The sequence below is a fragment of the Paenibacillus sp. NFR01 genome (assembly GCF_900111565.1).
Taxonomy (GTDB): domain Bacteria; phylum Bacillota; class Bacilli; order Paenibacillales; family Paenibacillaceae; genus Paenibacillus_AQ.
In genome coordinates, this window is sequence record NZ_FOIK01000001.1 from 1,489,237 (window position 1) to 1,508,661 (window position 19,425).

General features: G+C 57.0%; 20 protein-coding genes. 5 read left to right on the top strand and 15 right to left on the bottom strand.

Annotation, left to right across the window (positions count from 1 at the left end):
- Nucleotides 1-136: 136 nt before the first annotated feature.
- The 7 genes from BMW84_RS06800 to zwf all read right to left on the bottom strand — a co-directional run bounded on the left by BMW84_RS06800 (nt 137) and on the right by zwf (nt 8,007).
- Nucleotides 137-1,603: a nicotinate phosphoribosyltransferase gene (locus BMW84_RS06800; RefSeq protein WP_091065872.1), complete on the bottom strand. Its 1,467-nt coding sequence runs from the start codon at nt 1,601-1,603 to the stop codon at nt 137-139.
- Between the two features lie 52 nt (nt 1,604-1,655).
- Nucleotides 1,656-2,198: a cysteine hydrolase family protein gene (locus tag BMW84_RS06805; protein WP_091065874.1), complete on the bottom strand. Its 543-nt coding sequence runs from the start codon at nt 2,196-2,198 to the stop codon at nt 1,656-1,658.
- A gap of 18 nt (nt 2,199-2,216) precedes the next feature.
- A complete protein-coding gene (locus tag BMW84_RS06810; protein WP_175498761.1) occupies nt 2,217-2,990 on the bottom strand; it encodes an NUDIX domain-containing protein in 774 nt (257 codons plus the stop codon).
- Nucleotides 2,991-3,130: 140 nt separating this feature from the next.
- Entirely contained in the window at nt 3,131-3,583 is a 453-nt protein-coding gene (locus BMW84_RS06815; protein WP_091065880.1) for a YlbF/YmcA family competence regulator, read from the bottom strand.
- A 30-nt stretch (nt 3,584-3,613) separates the two neighbouring features.
- The gene (miaB, locus tag BMW84_RS06820; RefSeq protein WP_091065882.1) at nt 3,614-5,197 is read right to left on the bottom strand and encodes a tRNA (N6-isopentenyl adenosine(37)-C2)-methylthiotransferase MiaB; all 1,584 of its coding nucleotides are present in this window, start codon (nt 5,195-5,197) and stop codon (nt 3,614-3,616) included.
- A 310-nt stretch (nt 5,198-5,507) separates the two neighbouring features.
- A complete protein-coding gene (gene gnd, locus BMW84_RS06825; protein ID WP_091065885.1) occupies nt 5,508-6,401 on the bottom strand; it encodes a phosphogluconate dehydrogenase (NAD(+)-dependent, decarboxylating) in 894 nt (297 codons plus the stop codon).
- Nucleotides 6,402-6,468: 67 nt separating this feature from the next.
- Nucleotides 6,469-8,007 (bottom strand): glucose-6-phosphate dehydrogenase, encoded by a 1,539-nt coding sequence (zwf, locus tag BMW84_RS06830; protein WP_091068142.1) that lies wholly within the window; start codon nt 8,005-8,007, stop codon nt 6,469-6,471.
- 210 nt (nt 8,008-8,217) lie between these two features.
- Here zwf and BMW84_RS06835 point away from each other — a divergent pair, with 210 nt between their 5' ends.
- Both BMW84_RS06835 and BMW84_RS06840 read left to right on the top strand, forming a co-directional pair.
- On the top strand, nt 8,218-8,550 hold the full coding sequence (locus tag BMW84_RS06835; protein ID WP_091065887.1) for a winged helix-turn-helix transcriptional regulator: 333 nt from the start codon (nt 8,218-8,220) through the stop codon (nt 8,548-8,550).
- A gap of 135 nt (nt 8,551-8,685) precedes the next feature.
- Nucleotides 8,686-9,363: a YdcF family protein gene (locus BMW84_RS06840; RefSeq protein WP_175498698.1), complete on the top strand. Its 678-nt coding sequence runs from the start codon at nt 8,686-8,688 to the stop codon at nt 9,361-9,363.
- Between the two features lie 66 nt (nt 9,364-9,429).
- Here the strand turns inward: BMW84_RS06840 and ybaK are convergent, their stop codons facing one another.
- The 4 genes from ybaK to BMW84_RS06855 form a co-directional block, all read right to left on the bottom strand.
- Complete coding sequence (gene ybaK / locus BMW84_RS06845) at nt 9,430-9,906, bottom strand: Cys-tRNA(Pro) deacylase (RefSeq protein WP_091065892.1); 477 nt, start codon at nt 9,904-9,906, stop codon at nt 9,430-9,432.
- 30 nt (nt 9,907-9,936) lie between these two features.
- Nucleotides 9,937-10,068 carry a hypothetical protein gene (locus BMW84_RS25135; protein ID WP_302848086.1) on the bottom strand — a complete coding sequence of 44 codons (132 nt, stop codon included), beginning with the start codon at nt 10,066-10,068 and terminating at the stop codon, nt 9,937-9,939.
- The gene (locus BMW84_RS06850) at nt 10,068-11,159 is read right to left on the bottom strand and encodes a copper amine oxidase N-terminal domain-containing protein (protein ID WP_091065894.1); all 1,092 of its coding nucleotides are present in this window, start codon (nt 11,157-11,159) and stop codon (nt 10,068-10,070) included. Before BMW84_RS06850 ends, BMW84_RS25135 begins: the two co-directional genes overlap by 1 nt.
- Nucleotides 11,160-11,246: 87 nt before the next feature.
- On the bottom strand, nt 11,247-11,801 hold the full coding sequence (locus BMW84_RS06855) for a helix-turn-helix domain-containing protein (protein WP_091065897.1): 555 nt from the start codon (nt 11,799-11,801) through the stop codon (nt 11,247-11,249).
- 125 nt (nt 11,802-11,926) lie between these two features.
- On the opposite strand from BMW84_RS06855, the gene BMW84_RS06860 reads away from it, so the two are divergent.
- Nucleotides 11,927-12,511: a LysE family transporter gene (locus BMW84_RS06860; protein ID WP_091065899.1), complete on the top strand. Its 585-nt coding sequence runs from the start codon at nt 11,927-11,929 to the stop codon at nt 12,509-12,511.
- Between the two features lie 17 nt (nt 12,512-12,528).
- Here the strand turns inward: BMW84_RS06860 and BMW84_RS06865 are convergent, their stop codons facing one another.
- Nucleotides 12,529-14,268, bottom strand: a complete 1,740-nt coding sequence (locus BMW84_RS06865; protein ID WP_091065902.1) for an ABC transporter ATP-binding protein — start codon at nt 14,266-14,268, stop codon at nt 12,529-12,531.
- Nucleotides 14,265-16,031, bottom strand: coding sequence for an ABC transporter ATP-binding protein (locus BMW84_RS06870; protein WP_091068143.1), 1,767 nt, complete (start codon nt 16,029-16,031; stop codon nt 14,265-14,267). The genes BMW84_RS06865 and BMW84_RS06870 overlap by 4 nt, the downstream gene beginning before the upstream one ends.
- Before the next feature lie 147 nt (nt 16,032-16,178).
- Here BMW84_RS06870 and BMW84_RS06875 point away from each other — a divergent pair, with 147 nt between their 5' ends.
- Together BMW84_RS06875 and BMW84_RS06880 are read left to right on the top strand one after the other, a co-directional pair.
- A complete protein-coding gene (locus BMW84_RS06875; protein WP_091065904.1) occupies nt 16,179-17,060 on the top strand; it encodes a LysR family transcriptional regulator in 882 nt (293 codons plus the stop codon).
- A 52-nt stretch (nt 17,061-17,112) separates the two neighbouring features.
- On the top strand, nt 17,113-17,973 hold the full coding sequence (locus BMW84_RS06880; protein ID WP_091065907.1) for a lipase family protein: 861 nt from the start codon (nt 17,113-17,115) through the stop codon (nt 17,971-17,973).
- 75 nt (nt 17,974-18,048) lie between these two features.
- Here BMW84_RS06880 and BMW84_RS06885 read toward each other — a convergent pair whose 3' ends face one another.
- The gene (locus BMW84_RS06885; protein WP_254772886.1) at nt 18,049-18,780 is read right to left on the bottom strand and encodes an MOSC domain-containing protein; all 732 of its coding nucleotides are present in this window, start codon (nt 18,778-18,780) and stop codon (nt 18,049-18,051) included.
- Nucleotides 18,781-18,837: 57 nt separating this feature from the next.
- Nucleotides 18,838-19,293, bottom strand: coding sequence for a DUF3888 domain-containing protein (locus BMW84_RS06890; protein ID WP_091065911.1), 456 nt, complete (start codon nt 19,291-19,293; stop codon nt 18,838-18,840).
- Between the last annotated feature and the right edge of the window lie 132 nt (nt 19,294-19,425).

Genomic DNA, 19,425 nt, shown 5'->3' on the forward strand with positions numbered 1-19,425 from the left:
CAAAAATCACACGAAGCGAAATGTCTGTGCCTGTTTCCCCGGGTGTTTTTTCCATGAATTCAAGACCCTATAAAAAAAGGTATCCATCGCTTACCCGCGATAGATACCCTCATATTCTCAATAGATTCTCCGACGGCTACTCTTCATCGTGCAGCGCTTCATCCGGCAGCATATGCTCGGCGTAGAGCTGCTGCTTGCGGTTCCATACCTCTTCGCTGATATTGATCCGGTAGACTTCCGGGTTCAGTTTGCGCAGGTACTCCGGCCAATACAGCTCGAGCTGTTCCTGGTTGTACAGGCGAATATCGTCGAGCTCCGGCAGCCGGTAGACCTGCAAGCCGTTCTGGAAGACCGGCTCCAGCATCTGGACCGCCTGATAACCGCGCACATATTTCTTCATATAAGGATGCAGCGGGTTGAACAGCTTCAGCTTCTTGCCGCTGCGCGGCTCCTCCTCTTCCGGAAAGCAGATGTAGTCGGCCAGCGCCTTGCCGTTCGCGCCGATGATGCGGAACACATCCTTTTTGCCCGGCGTGGACACCTTCTCCGGATTGGACGAGATTTTGATGGTCGGAACCATCTTGCCCTGGGCGTTCTCGATCTCCACCAGCTTATAAACCCCGCCTAGCGACGGCTGATCCGCCGCGGTAATCAGCTGCGTACCGACGCCCCAGATATCGACAGCCGCTCCTTGCAGCTTCAAGTCCATAATTGTATTCTCGTCGAGGTCGTTGGAAGCCACGATTTTGACATAGTCGAGTCCTGCTTCATCCAGCATCTTGCGCGCCTGCCGAGACAGATAGGCAAGGTCGCCGCTGTCCAGCCGGATGCCGTTCATCCGCTTGCCTTCGGCCTCCATCTTTTTCGCCGTAACAATCGCATGCGGCACACCGCTGCGCAGCGTATCAAAGGTGTCGACTAGCAGCGTTACACCATCCGGCATGACTTTGGCATAAGCGTCGAAGGCCTCCTGCTCGCTGGCAAAGCTCTGCACCCAGGAATGGGCATGCGTGCCCTTCGTGGGAATGCCGAACATTTTGCCGGCCAGCATGTTGGAAGTGGCATGGAAGCCGCCGATGTAAGCCGCACGGGCGCCCCATACCGCCGCATCGCCCTCCTGGGCCCGGCGCGTACCGAATTCCAGCAAAACATCGTTTGGAGCCACCTGCTTGATTCTGGCGGCCTTGGTGGCGATCAGCGTCTGGTAATTCATAAAGTTGAGGATCGCCGTCTCGACGAGCTGGGCTTCCATGATTGTGCCTTCCACGCGGATCAGCGGTTCATCCGGAAACACCAGCGCCCCTTCCTTCATGGAGTGGATATTGCCTTTGAAATGGAACTGCAGCAATTCTTCCAGAAAAGCCGGCGCATAGTTCTCCTCCTGCTCGGAGAGATAGCGGATATCCTCCTCGGTAAAGCGCAGGTCGCTGATATAATTGACGATCCGCTCCAGCCCGGCGAAGACGGCAAAGCCGTTGCCGAACGGCAGCTTGCGGAAATAGGCCTCGAACACGGCGCGCCGCTTGTGCGTTCCGTTCACCCAATGAGCATACATCATATTGATCTGATATTTGTCCGTATGTAAAGCAAGTTCTCTTCTCATGAGCCCATCTCCTTCAGCGCCGAAAAACGCGACATCGTCTTCTACGTAGTTGTTATTTCCCGGAAACGACGCTGGCGCCAAGATTTCCCGCGAAATGCCCCAGTGCCCATTCGTGGCCGGCGGGGTTAAAGCTCGCTACCGCATCTTCATGTATTATAAGTTCAAATCCTCTGTTATACGCATCGACGGCGGTATGCAGCACGCAAATATCGGTGCACACCCCGATCAGGTGCAGCTCGGTGATGCCGTGCGCCCGCAGTTTCAGTTCCAGATCGGTTCCGGCAAAAGCGCTGTACCGCGTTTTATCCATCCAGTAGATGGCATCCTTATTGGCCTCATATACCTTGGCCAGCTCGCCATACAGCTCGCGTCCCCTGCTGCCCCGCAGATTATGCGGCGGAAACAGTTTCGTCTCCGGATGATACGGATCGTCTCCATCATGCAGATCAACCGCCATGACGACATAATCGCCGCTGTCCACAAACGCTTGAACCAGCTCGCCCACCCGCGGGGCGATGTCGATGCCGGGCTGGCCGACAGGCAGGCTTCCGTCAATAAAATCATTCGTGAAATCAATCACAATCAGTGCTTTCATCGAAGATTCAACCTCCAATCAGGTATAGATTGACAATAAGGGCTCGTGGTCGGTGAACATGTAGAGCTGGGCCGGCCGCTGCGAATATTGATTCGAACTGACCGGATTGCCCGCTTCGTCGCGGACTTCTTTCAGAATGCCCTGGCGGCTGCGGGTGGACGTGATTTTGCGGATAAAATTCGGTTCCTTGAATTCCGGCACGACCGTCTGGATCACCTGATACAGCTCGCTCAGTGTAAAGTGGCGGGGCAGGAACTGCCGGGCAATCGTCGTCTGCAGCATCTGCTGCTGAATCCGCAGGTAAGCATCGGTAATGATATCGCGGTGGTCAAAGGCCAACTCCAGCTCTTCCAGCGCTTCCTGCAAAGTGAACAGCCCGACCTCGCCGGCATCGTCGGAGGCCTGCCGGTGCTCCAGCATCCACTCCTCTACCAGCGCAAAAAACGCATGGCTGATAATCCAGCCGCGCGGGTCGCGGCCCGGCGTGCTGTACACGCCCAAATATTCCAGATGGCCGCCGTCGACGCCCGTCTCTTCCTTGAGCTCGCGGGTGGCCGCATCGTAAATCGATTCATCCTCCTGGCAAAAGCCGCCCGGCAGCGCCCACATGCCTGCGCAAGGCCATTTTTTGCGGCGGATCAGCATCACCTTGAGCTCGCGCAGCGGCAGCGTTTTGGTGACGGTTTTACGCTCTCGTTTCGTCAGGGTAAACATAACAATGTCGGCCGGAACGCCGTCCGGAGTACGGTACTTTTTCGGGTTGTAGTTCTGTTCCACGTTCTCGTTCACTATCAATCATCCTTTGCCGCAACGTTAATAAACCTGTTCGTATCTTTTAATGTATCAGACCTTTCCTTGCAAAATCAATAAGGTTCCGCGCTGCGGCTCATAAACATGCAGGGGACGGATCACGATCCGCCCCCAGGCATGCATTAGTCTCCGCAGGTGGACGGCGGCGCGTCGGTGCCGGCCTCCACATTGATTTTCTCCGAAACGGTGTCGCGGATCACCGAAACAACCAGCTGCAGCAGGTAGTTGATATCGCTTTGGCTCTGCTGGAACTCGGTTACAATCGGGATGCCGTCGATCTCGTCCTGGAGCGCCTCGATTTCCGCTTCGATCTTGGCAACCATCGTTTTGTTCCCGAAGCTTTCGAAGGCGACAATCTCCTTCTGCTTCTTCTTGATCGTAGCGATCAGCGATTGCACCCGCTCATGGCCCTGGATCTTCTGCTCCGCCTGCTGGAAATGACGGACTTCCTCGCTGGTCGAAATGAGCGAAGCCAGCTCCTTCGCTTTGTGCATAATATCCTCCCGTACGATCAAATCACGGGAATTATGGGTCAACATGCCGTATTCGTTCACACGCGGTTGTTCCTGACTCACTCTTATCGCCCCTTTTTCGCTAAGATTTAATTAACTTACGGCAGCGGCTTCCGCCACGGCGTCTCCTTTGATATACCAGGTTTTGGTCTCGGTAATCTCGACCTGCACGAATGTGCCGATCAGCTCCTTCGGCCCTTCGAAATGCACCAGTTTGTTGGAACGGGTACGGCCAGAAAGAACATTCTCATTGTTTTTACTTTCGCCTTCCACCAGCACTTCCACCCGCTCGCCGAGCATATTGTCGTTGCCGATCCGGCTCTGCTCGGCGACCAGCGCGTTCAGGCGCTTGAGGCGTTCGCTTTTGACCGCTTGCGGAACATTGTCCTCCATGCCGGCCGCCGGCGTGCCTTCGCGCGGAGAATAAATGAAGGTATAGGCCATATCGTAGCCGACCTCGCGCACCAGCGACATCGTCTCCTCGAACTGCTCCTCCGTCTCGCCCGGGAAGCCGACGATGATGTCGGTGGTCAGCACGGCGTTCGGAATGGCGGCTTTGATCTTACCCGCCAGCTCCAGATAAGATTCGCGTGTGTATTTGCGGCTCATTCGTTTAAGCACTTCCGTGCTGCCCGACTGGACCGGCAGGTGGATATGCTCGGCTAGGTTGCCTCCTTTGGCGAGCACTTCAATCAATCTATCGTCAAAATCGCGGGGATGCGACGTCATGAAACGGATACGCGGAATGTCGATGCTCCGCATGTCGTCCATCAGATCCCCGAATGTGTAGTCGATATCGGTAAAATCCTTGCCGTATGCATTGACGTTCTGCCCAAGCAGCGTCACTTCCTTGAAGCCCTGGCGGGCCAGCTCGCGCACCTCGGCAATGACGTCCTCCGGACGGCGGCTGCGCTCCTTGCCGCGGGTGTACGGCACGATGCAGTACGTGCAGAACTTGTCGCAGCCATACATAATATTAACCCAGGCCCGCATACCTTCCCGTTTCTTCGGCAGGTTCTCGATGATGTCGCCTTCCTTGGACCAAACCTCGACGACCAGCTCCTTGCTGTAGACCGCTTCCTGGATCAGCTGCGGCAGGCGGTGGATATTATGCGTGCCAAAGATCATATCGACAAAGCTGTAGGTGGACATGATCCGGTTGACGACGCCTTCTTCCTGCGACATGCAACCGCACACGCCGAGCAGCAAGCCCGGCTTCTCCAGCTTGAGGGTCTTGAGGTGCCCCAGTTCCCCGAACACCTTGTCTTCGGCATTCTCGCGAATCGCGCAGGTGTTCAGCAGGATGATATCCGCCTCGCTCCGCTCCTCGGCTGCGGTATAGCCCATTTGCTCCAGCAGGCCTTTCATTGTTTCGGTGTCATGCTCGTTCATCTGGCAGCCGTAGGTCGTCAAATGATAGGTTTTGCCTTGCCCGAATTCCTGCATCTCCACGGGAATCATAAAGCCGTAATCCACTTCGATTTCGGCTTTGCCGCGGCGCTTGCCTTCTTTATAGTTCGGCTGGCTGTTGACTTGAATATTTCTTCCTTTAATGCGGTAGGTAGTTTTGCCATCCTCTTCGGACAACACTTTGGCATCCGAAAAGTCAAAATATTTGGAGTAATCCTTGCCCTTGGCGGATTTTAAGTCCGCTGAGTTTTGGTTCTCCTTCGTCATGAAATCCACTTCCTTAACTATACTCTGTATACGCAGTCATTTTAAAATTATAGCATTATTAAACTATTTTAGCATCCCTGAGCCGCTGCACAACGGCAAGCGTCAGCCGCCCGATATCGCCGGCGCTTCAACGGTAAGCCGAGGTTTCTTTGCGTGCGGCCGAACCCTGCCCCTTCGGCAGCAGATCGGCGATATGCAGATCCAGGAGCAGCGCAAGCAACCCTCATTTTGTCAATAAAAAAACCGCCACCCCTTCAGGGGGATGACGGTTGCCGTCCTTTAACGAGCGGCTTGTCGTACAACAGCCTGCTTATTTCGTTTCGACCGCGTGGCCGCCGAATTCATTGCGCAGCGCTGCAACGACTTTGCCCGTGAACGTATCGGTCTCCAGCGACCGGTAACGCATTAGCAGCGACATCGCAATGACCGGCGTAGCGGCCTGCAGGTCGAACGCCGTTTCGAGCGTCCAGCGCCCTTCGCCCGAGGAATGCATGACGCCCTTGATCTCTTCCAGCTTCGCATCTTTGGAGAAGGCGCGTTCCACCAGCTCCATCAGCCAGGAACGGATAACCGAACCGTTGTTCCAGACGCGCGCCACCTGCTCGAAGTTGTAATCGAAGCCGCTTTTTTCCAGCACCTCGAAGCCTTCGCCGATCGCCGCCATCATGCCGTATTCGATCCCGTTGTGGACCATTTTAAGAAAATGGCCGCTGCCGGCTTTGCCCGCAAACAAGTAGCCGTTCTCCACGGAGGTATCGCGGAACAGCGGTTCGACGATCTCCCAGCTCTCCGGATCGCCGCCGACCATGTAACACGCGCCGTAACGCGCTCCTTCCATCCCGCCGGACGTGCCGGCGTCAAGGAAGTAAATGCCCTGCTGAGCCAATTCTTCGTGGCGGCGGATCGATTCCTTGTAATGCGAATTGCCCGCTTCTATGATGATGTCGCCCGCCGAAAGCAGCGGTGCCAGCTCGGCAATCACCGAATCGACAAACGAATGCGGAACCATGATCCAGGCGATCTTCCGACCGTCCAGCTTGGCGGTCAACTCAGCCAGACTCGATGCGCTTTCCGCGCCTTTGGCCGCGACTTCCGCCACCGCCGCGGCGTTAACGTCGTATGCGACGACCTCATGGCCGTGTTCCAGCAAATTTTGCGCAAGATTAAAACCCATTTTTCCCAGACCGATTAATCCGACTTTCATGAATATCCCCCCGAATGTAATGAATCATGCCCGACTCTAAGGTCAATTTCTGCTGCGATTAGCGGAATTACGCCCCCGGCCGGATGGCCCGCGCCTGTTCCTCCGCACTGTGTTCTGCGTGTTCGCTGAGGGTCTGTCCGTTCTTGTCGGCGTCGAGCCACCAGTGATGTCCGCCCAAAAGCTCGTTCGCCGCCGCAGGGCCGTTGGAGCCCGCAGCATAAAGATGAAGCGGCAGCGTGCCTTCAGCCGATGCTTCGATTATAGGCTGTACCCATTGCCAGGACAACTCCACTTCGTCCCAATGGGCAAAAAATGTCGCGTCGCCCAGCACGGCGTCAAAGATCAGATTCTCGTAAGCTTCAGGCAGATCGGGATTTCCCGCCTCGTGCACGATGTTCACCGGCTCCAGCTCGCCGTGGCGGCGCGGATTTTTGGCGTTGATCTGCAGCGAGAGGCCTTCAGTCGGTCCGATGTCGATAACAAGCAGATTCGGATCGAGATTCTTGCGGTTTTTATTATTTACGTCATTGAACGGTTCCTTGAATTCGATTACTATGCGCGTTGACTTCTCTGCCATTCGTTTACCCGTACGGATATAGAACGGCACATCGCTCCAGAGCGGATCGTCGATCCACAGCCGGGCAGCGATATAGGTTTCGTTCTGTGAATCCGCGGGAATGCCCGGCTCGGCCGTATATGCCGGAACCGGCATGCCGCGCAGCTCGCCGGCTGCATACTGCCCGCGCACGACACTGCTGGCGAGTTCCTCCTTGATCAGCGGCCGCACCGAGCGGATGACATGCCGTTTCTTGCTGCGGACATCCTCCGGCGTGCTGCCTTGCGGCAGTTGCATAGCCATCATCATCAGAATTTGCAGCATATGATTCTGGAACATATCACGCAGCGCGCCGGACTTGTCATAATAACCGGCCCGTTCCTCGACACCTACCGTTTCGCTGGCCGTAATCTGCACATTTGAAATGTAGCGGTTCTGCCACAACGCGCGCAGCACGGGGTTGGTCGCCTTCAGCACTTCAAGGTTCTGCACCATCCGCTTGCCGAGGAAATGGTCGATCCGGTATATTTCCTCTTCGGCAAACGCGGCGCTCAGGCTGGCATTCAGCTCGCGCGCGGTTTGCAGATCGGTGCCGAACGGTTTTTCGATGATGAGCCGTTTCCAGCCCGTCGTATCGCCCAGGCCGCTGGCCTGAATATTACCCGCGATGGTCCCGAAAAATTCGGGTCCTACAGACAAATAAAACATCCGGTTCTGCTTCAGGCCAAGCTCGGCTTCGCGCTGGGACACATGCTCCAGCAGCTTGACGTAATCTTCGGGATGCCCGACATCCAGCGGACTATATTCAAAAAATTGCAGGAAAGACTGAAGCTCCTGCGAATCCGTTACCTTGCGGCGTGAAAACGTGCGGAGCGAATCAAGTACCTGTCTCCGGAAGGTTTCATTGCTGAGCGATCTTCTGCCAAGGCCGATCACCGAGAGGGGACCGGAAAGCTTGCCGTCTGCAAACAGATTATAAAGAGCAGGATATATTTTTCGTTTTGCCAAATCCCCGGTTGCGCCGAACAGCACAAAAGTTAATGATTCCACTTCCATTCCTCCCGTTGTTAAATAATATTTATCTGGTTACTTTTCCTTACCACCAAACTTTTTCTTCATCCATCTTACGACTGTAACTGTCCTTTCGTCAACCTCATTTCGACAATTACAAAAAGTTATTATTTTCACGAACTTTTCACCATTTTCACACTGTGTTATAGTAAGCAGAATATTAAAAATAACCTTGAAGGGATGATCGTGATGGCGCAAGCACAGACACAGCCGCAGGAACCGAAGCCGCTGCTGGCCAAGGTCGAAGAAGTTCATCATTTGATCGGGAAAAAATGGGTCAATCTGATTATTCATGTGCTGATGGAGGGGCCGAAACGCTTCAGCGAGCTGCATCCGATCATTCCCGATCTGAGCAAGCGGATGCTGAACGAACGGCTGAAGGAGCTGGAGACCTGGGAGCTGCTTCGCCGCTCGGTAATTCCCGAACGTCCGGTACGCACCGTTTATGCCCTGACCGACAAAGGCCGCGAGTTGGGCGCTGCACTGGGGGCGGTTGAAACGTGGGCGATGAAATGGCTGTAAGGATATGAAAAGCCGTTTGCGGCATGGTATTCTGTTAGGTGTACGTACAGGAGGTCGATCCCGCTGATCTATTTCATCAAATTCGTCTACGGCTTTATTCTCCCGCCCGGATTGTTCATCCTGCTGCTTGCAGGCATGACGGTATGGCTGTGGCGGCGCAGCCGCCGTCCGGCGCTGACCCTGCTAGGCATTACGCTGCTGCTCTACCTGTCCATGACCGGACTGGTCAGCGACCGGCTGATCGGCAGACTCGAACGCGCCTATGAGCAGCCTGCAACGGTAAAGGGTGATGTTATCGTCATCCTGGGCGCTGGAGCCACCTCCGGTACGCCCGACCTGAACGGAGAAGGCAATCTGCTGGGACCGGCCGCGAACCGGCTTTTGACCGGGCTGAGGCTGCACCGGCTGACCGGACTGCCGATCCTGTTCTCCGGCGGGCAAGTCTTCAAAGACAGCGGCAACGAAGCCGATATCGCGGTCCGCCAGCTTCAAGCGCTGGGCGTGCCGGCCGACCAGACCCTTGCGGAGAACCGCTCGCTGAACACCGAGCAGAACGCCGTTTATACGGCGGAACAACTGAATGAGCACGGATGGCGGCATCCGATTCTCGTCACCTCGGCGTTCCATATGGCCCGGGCGATGACAGAATTCCGGAACGCCGGGCTGGACCCGCTCGCTTTTCCCACCGACTATACCGTGAGCCGCGAAACCCGCTTTCAGGCCGGCAAGCTGGTCCCCTCTCCGAACGATATGTCCAAAACGGGAATCGCCATAAAAGAATACGCCGGATGGCTCGCGGCCAAGCTGCATTAACGCCAAAAAACCTGAACCGCACGGATAGACTCTCCGCGCAGGTTCAGGTTTTTTAGATTTCTAACCCTATTCTTTAATCAGGTCGACAAATTGAGCTCCGGTAATCTCCGCGAGCGGCTCCGGCGCCAGCTCCATTTGCATGCCGATTTTGCCGGCGCTGACCGCCATTAACGGCAGCAGTACGGCATCCTCGTGAATAAAGGTCGGGTACAGCTTTTTCATGCCCACCGGAGAGCAGCCGCCGCGGACATACCCGGTCCACTTCAGCAGTTCCTTCATCGGCAGCATTTCGACTTTTTTCTCTCCGGCGGCTTTGGCCGCCTTTTTCAAATCCAGCTCCTCGCCCACCGGAATGACAAAGACGTACAGATTGTTCCCGCTATGGGCCACCAGGGTCTTGAAGACCTGCTCCGCCGGACGCCCTACCTTCTCCGCAACCGCCGTTCCGTGAACCTGGCCGTCTTCGTTGTCGTAAAGGAGAACTTCGTATCCGATGTTGCGGGTTTCGAGCAGCCGCAGGGCATTGGTTTTGCTGACTTGCATCTTTCTTCTCAACTGCCTTTCAACTTGGCGTTACTGCGGATTTCTGCGGATGTTGTTACAGACAAGCGCCGCTAGCTGCACCGCAAATATCAATAAAAAGTGCATGATGATCCAGCCCATTATGATCAGCCCGGTGACCGGCAGGGGCGTTTCTCCCGGCATTATTCGCCGCTTCCCAGCAGCTTAACCCGTACCCGCTCATCGGCCAGCCGATCCAGCGGATCTTTGGCGTCCAGAACAAGATGATCTGAAATAATGATCAACCCTTGCCGGTAATACATTTGTTTGCCGAACAGCTCCATTGCCGTCCGCAGCGCAACGTAGGTCCGCCCGTTCCGGGTTAAGGCGGCCGGAATCACTTTCTTTTGTTTATTGTAGGATACTGTAACCTGTTTGGTTGCCGCATTCCACGACACCGCCGCCCCGAAGCGCTCGGCGACGAATTTCAGGGGGACGAGCGTCCGGCCGTTCCGAACAAGCGGCGTAATGGTGGAATTGGCGGCATCGATCGAAACCCGGCTGCCTTTCACCAGCGCCTGCGGATAACCGACAGACAGCACCACGGAATCCTTAATGATGTCACCCGCAAGCAGAGCAGCCTCGGTTTGTTCGGCGCCGTTCTGGCAAGAGTAGTCCTTGTACAAAGCCATATAATCGGTAATGATGTCGACCGCTTCCTGCCGCATATCCTTCGTTAACGTGGCATCCGCCAATACCAGTCCGGTAAGCGCCCAGCTGCAGTCCATGTTGACCTGCGAGGCGGCCAGCGCTTGGATAAGCGCAGCGGTAAGGCTGCCGGGCAGCTCCTTCGCTGCCTCCGTAATCAGACTGATGTCCGGCTCCAGGTAATGATCCAGCACCTGCAGGTACCCGATGACAAACAGCTCCGCCGGCGCAAGCGCGGACTTGTCCAGCGCACTTACGTTTTTGCCGTACGCCAGCCGTGCGTATTCATTGGCTTGATCGCGCTCCGACCAGCCGATGTCCGACGCGTACAGGGCGTTGACCGCCGCTGCCTTCTGATCGAGCGGAGTGTCCTTGGATTTCAGGAAATCGACCACGCCGGAGGTCAGACCGTTGTCAGCCGCCTCCGCCACCTGCTGCACATCCAGATATGCAGCGTAAAACGCCGTTGACGTAACCGGCGAATCGGCATGCACGACGGCGGCTGTCCCTCCCGTGAGCCATCCGGCCGCGATCAGGACCACGCCCAGCAGCATCTTTGCAAAACGTGATTTCAGCAAATAAGTCATATACGCTCCTCCCCCAAAACGATATAGGTTGCTAAAAATACATACTCCTGACAGCGGCAAACGTTTCGTCGCCAAGGCGGTAATTTTCTAATTTATGCCATAGTAAATGATCATCCCCAGGACGGCCGTCTCCTCCCCGGGATTGACGTATTGATGCCGCGTATTCGACTTGAAGCGGATGGAATCCCCGGCCGCCAGCTCGTAATCCGTGTCGCCGATTCTCAGGTTCAGACGGCCGGAATACAGCGTGATATACTCCTCCGTCCCCGGCAAATGCGCCTCCGAGGCACGGCTGCCCCCCGGCAAAATTTCGATGTGGTAAGTTTCAAAACGCCGCTCTTCCTCATACGTGAACACCGGATAATTCATGAACCGTCCTTCATCTTCAAGCAGCGGCCGGATGTCGGTTTGGCGCGTCACCTCCACGTCTCCGCCTTTGCGGTCGAGCAGGGAAGTGAAGGACACCTTGAGCCCATTCGCGATTTTCCAAAGCACGGTAATCGTCGGGTTGACCTCGCCGCGTTCAATTTGGCCCAGCATGCTTTTACTGACGCCGGTTAACTTCGCCACCTGATCAAGGCTAAGCTTCTTACGCTCCCTTGCCAGCTTCAAATTCTGGGCAACGATTTCATTCACGTCCATATCCAAACCCCCAAAAAAGAGATTGACTAATATACTGCACGAATATATCATGATAGTGCACAAACGAAACACTGCACAACTTGTGCGATATAGTGCCTATTATACATGTTTTGGGGGAGATTACCATGTTCAATGTACAGGCATTTTTGGCGTACATCTTTATCACGGCCTATACGCCCGGTCCGAACAACATTATGTCCATGTCCCATTCCGGCAAATACGGCCTGCGCCGCGCCATCCTGTTCAATCTGGGCATTCTGGCCGGTTTTTCGGTAATGATGTGCCTGTGCACGCTATTCTCAGCCACCCTGCTAATGGTTCTCCCCGCGCTTAAGCCCGTCATGCTGGTCATTGGCGCCGGATACATCGTACGGATGGCCTGGAAAACGCTGCGCAGCGGCTCTCTGGTCGACCCTGGCACAGACAATGGAGCCCCCGCCTTCGGATCTGGCATGGCCCTGCAGTTCGTCAATCCGAAAACGATCCTTTACGGGATCACTTCCATGTCCTCTTACATTCTACCCCATTTCGCTTCCATTCCCGTGGTGCTTGCGTTTGCGCTGCTGCTCGCCTTTATCGGCTTTACCGGTTCGCTGTGCTGGGCCTTCTTCGGCGCTGCATTCCGTAACCTTTTCAACCGATACGCCTCCGCCGTCAACGCGGTGATGGCCGTCATGCTGCTGTATTGCGCGGCGTCGCTTTTCCTGTAATCAAAAAAGCCGGCTGATCAGCCGGCATCAAATTGGCTGTTATACAGCCGGGCGTAATATCCGCCGCGTTTCAGCAGCTCTTCATGCGTGCCGTTCTCCACGATATCCCCGTCTTTCATGAACAGGATGAGATCGGCTCCCCGGATCGTCGACAGGCGGTGGGCAATGACAAAGCTCGTGCGGCCGGCGATCATCGCCAGGAATGCTTTCTGGATACGGATTTCGGTCAAAGTATCGATGCTGCTGGTCGCTTCATCCAGAATCAGCATCGGCGGATCGACCAGCATCACGCGGGCAATCGTCAGCAGCTGCCGCTGGCCCTGGGACAGGTTGTCGCCCGCACCGGCAATCACCGTGTCATAGCCTTCCGGCAGCCGTTTGATGAAGCTGTGCGCGTTGGCCGCTTTGGCGGCGGCAATCACCTCTTCCTCCGTGGCATCCGGCTTGCCGTAGGCGATATTGTCGCGGATCGTCCCCCCGAACAGCCAGGTCTCCTGGAGCACCATGCCGAAGCTGCGGCGCAGGCTGTCGCGGGTCATGTCCTTGATGTTCACCCCATGGATGCGGATCTCTCCGCTGTCCACGTCGTAGAACCGCATAAGCAGGTTGACCAGCGTCGTTTTGCCCGCCCCGGTCTGGCCGACGATGGCCACCCGGGTTCCCGGCTTCACTTCCAAGCTGAAATTCCGGATCAGCGGCCGCTCCGGCGTATAAGCGAAGCTTACCTTATCGAACACCACGGTGCCCTGCTCCAAGCCGAGCACGTGAGCATCCGGCGCATCCGGCGTTTCCTCGGGCAGGTCGAGGATCGCGAAGATCCGCTGCCCCGATGCAGTCGCCGACTGCAGCTGCGTAAGCACGCCGGTAATTTCGTTGAACGGTTTGGCGAACAGATTGGCGAAGATCAGAAAGCTGGACAGATCGCCGACGGAAAAATGTCCCCCGATAACCAGCGCGCTCCCGATGACCGCAATGACGGAGAAGGTGATGTTGTTCACCAGGCGGGTCGTCGGATTCGCCAGCGAACCGTAAAACTGCGATTTCATCCCCGTGCGGTAGAGTGTATCGTTATGCGCCTGAAATTCGGCGAAAGCCCGCTCTTCGTACAGGAAGGCCTGCACGATCCGCTGCCCGCCGATCATTTCTTCGGCATACCCGTTCAAGCCGCCCAGCACTTTTGCCTGCTCGCGGAAGGTCTGCTGGGAACGTGTCGTAATAAACCGCGCCACATAATAAGCCGCCGGCGCGGACAGCAGTACGACCAGCGTCATTGCCGGACTGATGTACAACATCAGGACGATTGCGCCGGCTATCGTGACTACGCCGGTCAGCAGCGTATTGAAGCCCTGCAACAGGCCGTCGGATACGGCGTCCATGTCGTTGACGAAGCGGCTGATGCTGTCGCCCTGCGAATGGTTGTCGTGGTATTTCAGCGGCAGGCGGTCCAGCTTGCCGAACAACGATTCGCGCAGCGAAAAGACCGTTTTGTAGGCGATCTGGTTGGTGTAATACGTCAGCAGCCAGCCGAACAGGCTGCCCACGGCATACACCGCCCCAAGGATCAGCAGCAGCGTCCACAACGTATCGAAGTCGACGCGCCCCGCGCCCACCATCTGGTCGATGCCTTTCCCGATCAGCAGCGGACCCGCGAGGCTCGCGGCTACGCTAAGCAGCGCGGCGACCGCCGCCGTCCAGGCCAACTTCCGGTACCGCTTGGCAAAGCCGAGAATCCGGCTCCAGGTTTGAGTTGTACTCATCGCTGCACCTCCTCTAAGGGCAGCTGGGACTCGCAAATGTCCCGGTAGGCCTGGCAATCCCGCAGCAGCTCATCATGGCTGCCGATCCCGGCCATCCGGCCATCGTCCATGACGATGATCCGGTCGGCCTGCCGCACGGTGCTGACCCGCTGCGAGACTAGCAGCACGGTCAGCTCGCGGCTGTAGTCGCGCAGCGCCTTGCGCAGGGCGGCATCGGTGGCGAAGTCGAGCGCGCTCGAGGCGTCGTCCAGGATGAGGATCGGCGGGCGCAGCGCCAGCGCGCGGGCGATGGTCAGGCGCTGCTTCTGGCCGCCGGACAGATTCTGCCCGCCCCGTGCCACCGGCGTCGCCAAGCCTTCCGGCAGCTTGGCGATAAATTCCGCCGCCTGTGCCGCTTCGGCGGCGGCGGCAATCTCTTCGTCCGTCGCCTCCGGCCGGCCGAAGCGGATGTTGTCGGCGATGCTGCCGGTGAACAGCAGCGCTTTCTGCGGCACGACGCCGATCTTGCGCCGCAGCTCCTCCAGGCGCAAGTCCCTGACGTCTACGCCGTCCACCTCGACGCTGCCCTCCGTGGCATCGTAGAAGCGCGGGATCAGATTGGCAAACGTCGTTTTGCCCGATCCGGTGCTGCCGATGACGCCGACGGTTTCCCCGCGGCGGATGGAGACCGACACATCCTGCAGCGCCAGCTCGCCGGTTGCACTGTATCCGAAGGAGACATGCTTGAAGGCGATAACCGGAACATCGGCGCTGCCCGCCTGCGCCTGCACATTTACACGGCAGTCCGCCGCGCCGGCTGCTCCGGTTGAATCCGTAATCGAGGATTCCACAGTTAGCAGCTCATTGACCCGCGAAGCCGACGAGGACGCTTTGGTAAAAATAATGACCAGATTGGAGACCACGATCAGCGCAAGCAGAATCTGTGTCACGTAATTGATGAAGGCGATGATCTCGCCCTGCGACAAATGCCCTTGGTCGATACGGATGCCGCCCGCCCACAGAATGGCGATAATCGCCGCGTTGACGACCAGCGTAGTCAGCGGGCCGAGCAGCGCGGAGATCCGGCCGACGCGGATGGCGGTAACCGTCAGATCATCCGACGCTTCGCGGAAGCGGCGCTGCTCCCTGCGGCTTTCGGCAAAGGCGCGAATGACGCGCAGGCCGGATAAATTTTCGCTCAGCACCTTGCCGAGGCGGTCCAGCTTCCGCTGATAGCTACGGTAAAGCGGGGCGCTTTTCACGATAATCAAGTACAAAATAATGCCGAACACCGGCGTGGCCGCCAGCAGGATCAGCGCCAGCCGGAAGTCGAGAATGAGCGACATGATGATTGCGCCGATGCAAATGAACGGCGCGCGGATCACGAGGCGAATCAGCATCGCGACGGCAAGCTGAAGCTGGTTGACGTCGTTCGTCAGCCGGTTGACCAGGGAAGGCGTGCCGAACGTATCGACCTCGGCGTAGGACAACCCGGAAATATGCCGGAACAGCTTGTTGCGCAGCAGCGTGCCGAAGCCCTGTGACGCGCGGGCGGCGTAATACTGGCAAACCATCGAGGCGCCGAAGCCAAGCAGCGACATGAGGATCATCAGCCCGCCCATGCGGTACACGTATCCGCTGTCGCGTTCACCGATGCCGTGGTTAACGATCAGCGCGACGATGGTCGGCAGCAGCAGCTCCAGAATTGCCTCCAGCAGTTTGAAGATCGGCCCGAGAATGACCTCTTTTTTGTAGGGCCTTAAGTAAACGGCAAGTTTAAACACAATCAAATCACCTTACCTCTGGAAGAATGGTTCACCGTTCTTGAATTAAACCCGCTTTGATTATGTCATATCTGTTATCATATTAATAATATTGGTTTCATATCCGTTCCATACGAGATGGATATATCAAATCAGGAGGATCATCGAATGGACATTCGCCAGTTAAAATATTTTTTGGCCATTGCCGAGGAAGGCCAGATCACCTCGGCGGCGCGTAGGCTGCAGATGGCCCAGCCGCCGCTTAGCCAGCAGCTAAAGCTGCTGGAGGAGGAGCTTGGCGTCAAGCTTGTCGAGCGCGGCCCGCGCAGCATCCAGCTGACGGAAGCCGGCATGCTGCTCCGCGAAAGAGCGGAGCAGATCGTCGAGCTGACGGATTCCACCGCCCGCGAGCTCGGCGATTACGCGCGCGGGGTGCAGGGCACGCTTGCCATCGGCACCGTCTCGTCGTCGGCTGCTGCCCTTCTGCAGGACCGGCTGACGCTGTTTCACCAGCTGCATGCCGGCGTCAAATTCGAGCTGCATGAAGGCAACACCTTCCGCGTCATCGACCTGCTCCGCAAGGGCATCGTTGAAATCGGCATCATCCGCACGCCCTTCAGCGGCGCCAGCCTGGAATGCGTGTACACGCCCGCCGAGCCGATGGTTGCCGCCATGACGGCGGAAGACGACTGGACCGGCGGCGGGGACTCCATAGACCTCAGCGAGCTGCAAGGCAAACCGCTGATCCTCTACCGCCGCTTCGAGCAGCTCGTCCGCGAGACCTGCCTGGAGCACGGCTTCGAGCCGGACGTCTTCTGCATGAACGACGATGCCCGCACGACCCTGCTCTGGGCCAACGCGGGCCTGGGCATCGGCATCCTGCCGAAATCGGCTTTCGGCCTGATGCGCAGCGACAATCTGCGCTGCAAAGAAATCCGGGCCGAATCGCTGCGCACCCGGGTCGCCGCCGTCTGGATGAAGGATAAATATTTGTCCGCGCTGGCGCAGAAATTCATCGAATGCTTCCGGGGCGAATCCTCCCGGGTGTAGGCACCAGTCCCCGCTCTCCCGCATACACAGGTTATAAAGGGGGCGGGGATCCATGGGCATCGACAACGCCGCTGACCGGCGTGCCATCTATCTTGCGGCGGTCTGTTCGCAGACTTATGCGCAATACGCCGATCCGGACGGCCAATTTGTCGTTCCGCAAGGTTTTTCGGCAAGGCATGTCATTGAGGCCCGCTCCGCCGCCAACGTTCCGGAGCGGTTTGGCTTTGTGCTCGAATCCCCGCTGGAGGTGATCGTCGCTTTCCGGGGAACCGTTTCGGCCAACGACTGGCTCTCCGATATGATCGCTTCGCAGAAGCGTTTTAAATATGTCCGCGAGCCGGTGCTGACTCATCGCGGGTTCACGGATATATACAGCACGGCGCGGGAAGGCATCCTGGCCGCGGTCCGTAAGTTGCCGCCGGATAAAACGCTGTACGTCACCGGCCACAGCCTCGGGGCGGCGCTGGCGACGCTGTGCGCAGCCGATCTCGCGGAGCACACGGATTTTGCCCGCATCGTCGTGTATACCTTCGGATCGCCCCGGGTCGGCGACGATGCCTTTGCCAAATGGTTTGCCCGCTCGATTCCCGACAGCCGCCGCTATGCCAATCCGTTCGACATCGTCACCTTTGCCCCGCCCGCCGTTTACAAGCTGCCCAAACGGGACAAAACCTATTATTACAGGCATGTTAGAGCACTGGACTCTTTGCCGTTTCAGAACGGCGCCGTGGGCCTGAACCATGTCATCAGCAGCTATTTCGCCGCGCTTGCCAAGCTGGAGCCGGAGTATGCGGCGGCGCTGTGCCGGGATAACCCCGGCTTTTGCCCGCTTCCCGCCGCATCGCCCTCCTACGAACCGCCGCCCGTGCAGACGGCCACCCGAATCTCTGTCCGGTTCGCGCCATATCCATAAATCCATGACAAAAAGGCGCTGACCGATCGCTCTCGGACCAGCGCCTTGCATTTTACCTCAACCATTCATGTCACGCTAATCCACGAGCACGACTTCGTCCCCGAGCGAGATTTGCCCTGTTTGAACAACCGAGGCGTATACGCCGAACTTGAGGTTCATTTCCTTGTTGACGATTTTGAGCACAGCCGGATCTTTGCGGGTCGTCTCCGGGTCCATGGTCGTCATCACGCACCGTTCGCAGAATTCGTCCACCTGCAGCTCCACCTCCCCGATCCGCAGCCTGCGGCCGATCCAGTCGCCTTCGAACAAGGCCGGGTCCGACAGGGCGACGACAAAGTTGCCGCGAAACCGCCGCTGATCCACCTCATTCCCCCAAAGCTCCGCCAAACGGTTCAGACTGGCATCGGTCACGAGTAAAATGCTTGCGCCGTCCACCGATAACAGCTGAGGATGCTCGGGATGCGGGTCCTTCGGCTTCGACATCGTAATCGGCACCCGGCTTAACGTTTGGATCTCCGCGTGCAAGGATTCGTCCCATCCAAACATCCGCCCGTCCTCCGCCGTCACTTCGATCTTCCCGTCCATGTAGCGGGCATGATAGGTCAGCATCTTCGGAATATTGCGGGCGGTAATATAACGCCACCAGCCTTCTTTGCTCTCATCGTAAAAAGTGCAAAACCGGTCGCCTTCCAGCCCGTATGGTTCGATCCGGCATGTCTCCAGCCGCTCGCCTCCAAACGATTTGACCGGATACCGGTTGATTTCACGGATAACGCCGACACTTAACGTCACTGACTCTTCCCCCATCTGTCCTCATCTTAAGCACAGATTTTATTGTAACCGATTCTGACCGGTTTGGTACCCTTACCTGATAATATATTGCCAATTCGGGGGAAGCTTGTAATCTTCCAAATGCTTATAATCGGTTGCCGTCACTTTGCCGAGATTGGAAATATGGAATGTCATGCGGTCTTTGCCCACGCTGTTATGCGGACCGACATACGGAATGACCGTTACCGTAACGTCAATGCCCGAGGGCTGGTATTTCACACGCTCCACCGAACTTCCGATAAACGGATCAAAGGTCGGAATGACCGTCAGCTTCTTGCTGTAATACTTGTCGATCTGTTGGCGGATGGCCGGACTAAGCAGCGTCAGGACAAGCCGGTTATTTTGCGCGGTTTTGTCCTCGTTATACCAACATCCACCTTGGGACGTCTTGATTCTCCCTCCTGCTGCCGCGGCGTCAGCTGTCCCCACGCTCCATACCAGCAGCACCGACAACACGATCAGAATCCATGCTCCCCGCCGTTTGCGCATATACGCTTCCCCCCTGCTTTTTAATGGAATGGTATTTCTAGTATTTCCTGTGCCCCCGGGATGATGTGCCGGTTCGTTAAAAAAGATTGACGAAAGGGCAACCGGTTACGTATTATTTAGGTAACTAGTTAC

What these genes read in the sequence shown, in the direction of transcription:
- BMW84_RS06865 (WP_091065902.1), bottom strand. Translation starts at nt 14,268, where the DNA reads ATGAGTACAACTCAAACCTGGAGCCGGATTCTCGGCTTTGCCAAGCGG.
- miaB (WP_091065882.1), bottom strand. Translation starts at nt 5,197, where the DNA reads ATGACGAAGGAGAACCAAAACTCAGCGGACTTAAAATCCGCCAAGGGC.
- BMW84_RS06800 (WP_091065872.1), bottom strand. Translation starts at nt 1,603, where the DNA reads ATGAGAAGAGAACTTGCTTTACATACGGACAAATATCAGATCAATATG.
- BMW84_RS06855 (WP_091065897.1), bottom strand. Translation starts at nt 11,801, where the DNA reads ATGGACGTGAATGAAATCGTTGCCCAGAATTTGAAGCTGGCAAGGGAG.
- BMW84_RS06835 (WP_091065887.1), top strand. Translation starts at nt 8,218, where the DNA reads ATGGCGCAAGCACAGACACAGCCGCAGGAACCGAAGCCGCTGCTGGCC.
- ybaK (WP_091065892.1), bottom strand. Translation starts at nt 9,906, where the DNA reads ATGCAAGTCAGCAAAACCAATGCCCTGCGGCTGCTCGAAACCCGCAAC.
- BMW84_RS06885 (WP_254772886.1), bottom strand. Translation starts at nt 18,780, where the DNA reads ATGGGGGAAGAGTCAGTGACGTTAAGTGTCGGCGTTATCCGTGAAATC.
- BMW84_RS25135 (WP_302848086.1), bottom strand. Translation starts at nt 10,068, where the DNA reads ATGCCGGGAGAAACGCCCCTGCCGGTCACCGGGCTGATCATAATGGGC.
- BMW84_RS06850 (WP_091065894.1), bottom strand. Translation starts at nt 11,159, where the DNA reads ATGACTTATTTGCTGAAATCACGTTTTGCAAAGATGCTGCTGGGCGTG.
- BMW84_RS06805 (WP_091065874.1), bottom strand. Translation starts at nt 2,198, where the DNA reads ATGAAAGCACTGATTGTGATTGATTTCACGAATGATTTTATTGACGGA.
- BMW84_RS06875 (WP_091065904.1), top strand. Translation starts at nt 16,179, where the DNA reads ATGGACATTCGCCAGTTAAAATATTTTTTGGCCATTGCCGAGGAAGGC.
- BMW84_RS06880 (WP_091065907.1), top strand. Translation starts at nt 17,113, where the DNA reads ATGGGCATCGACAACGCCGCTGACCGGCGTGCCATCTATCTTGCGGCG.
- gnd (WP_091065885.1), bottom strand. Translation starts at nt 6,401, where the DNA reads ATGAAAGTCGGATTAATCGGTCTGGGAAAAATGGGTTTTAATCTTGCG.
- BMW84_RS06890 (WP_091065911.1), bottom strand. Translation starts at nt 19,293, where the DNA reads ATGCGCAAACGGCGGGGAGCATGGATTCTGATCGTGTTGTCGGTGCTG.
- BMW84_RS06860 (WP_091065899.1), top strand. Translation starts at nt 11,927, where the DNA reads ATGTTCAATGTACAGGCATTTTTGGCGTACATCTTTATCACGGCCTAT.
- BMW84_RS06840 (WP_175498698.1), top strand. Translation starts at nt 8,686, where the DNA reads ATGACGGTATGGCTGTGGCGGCGCAGCCGCCGTCCGGCGCTGACCCTG.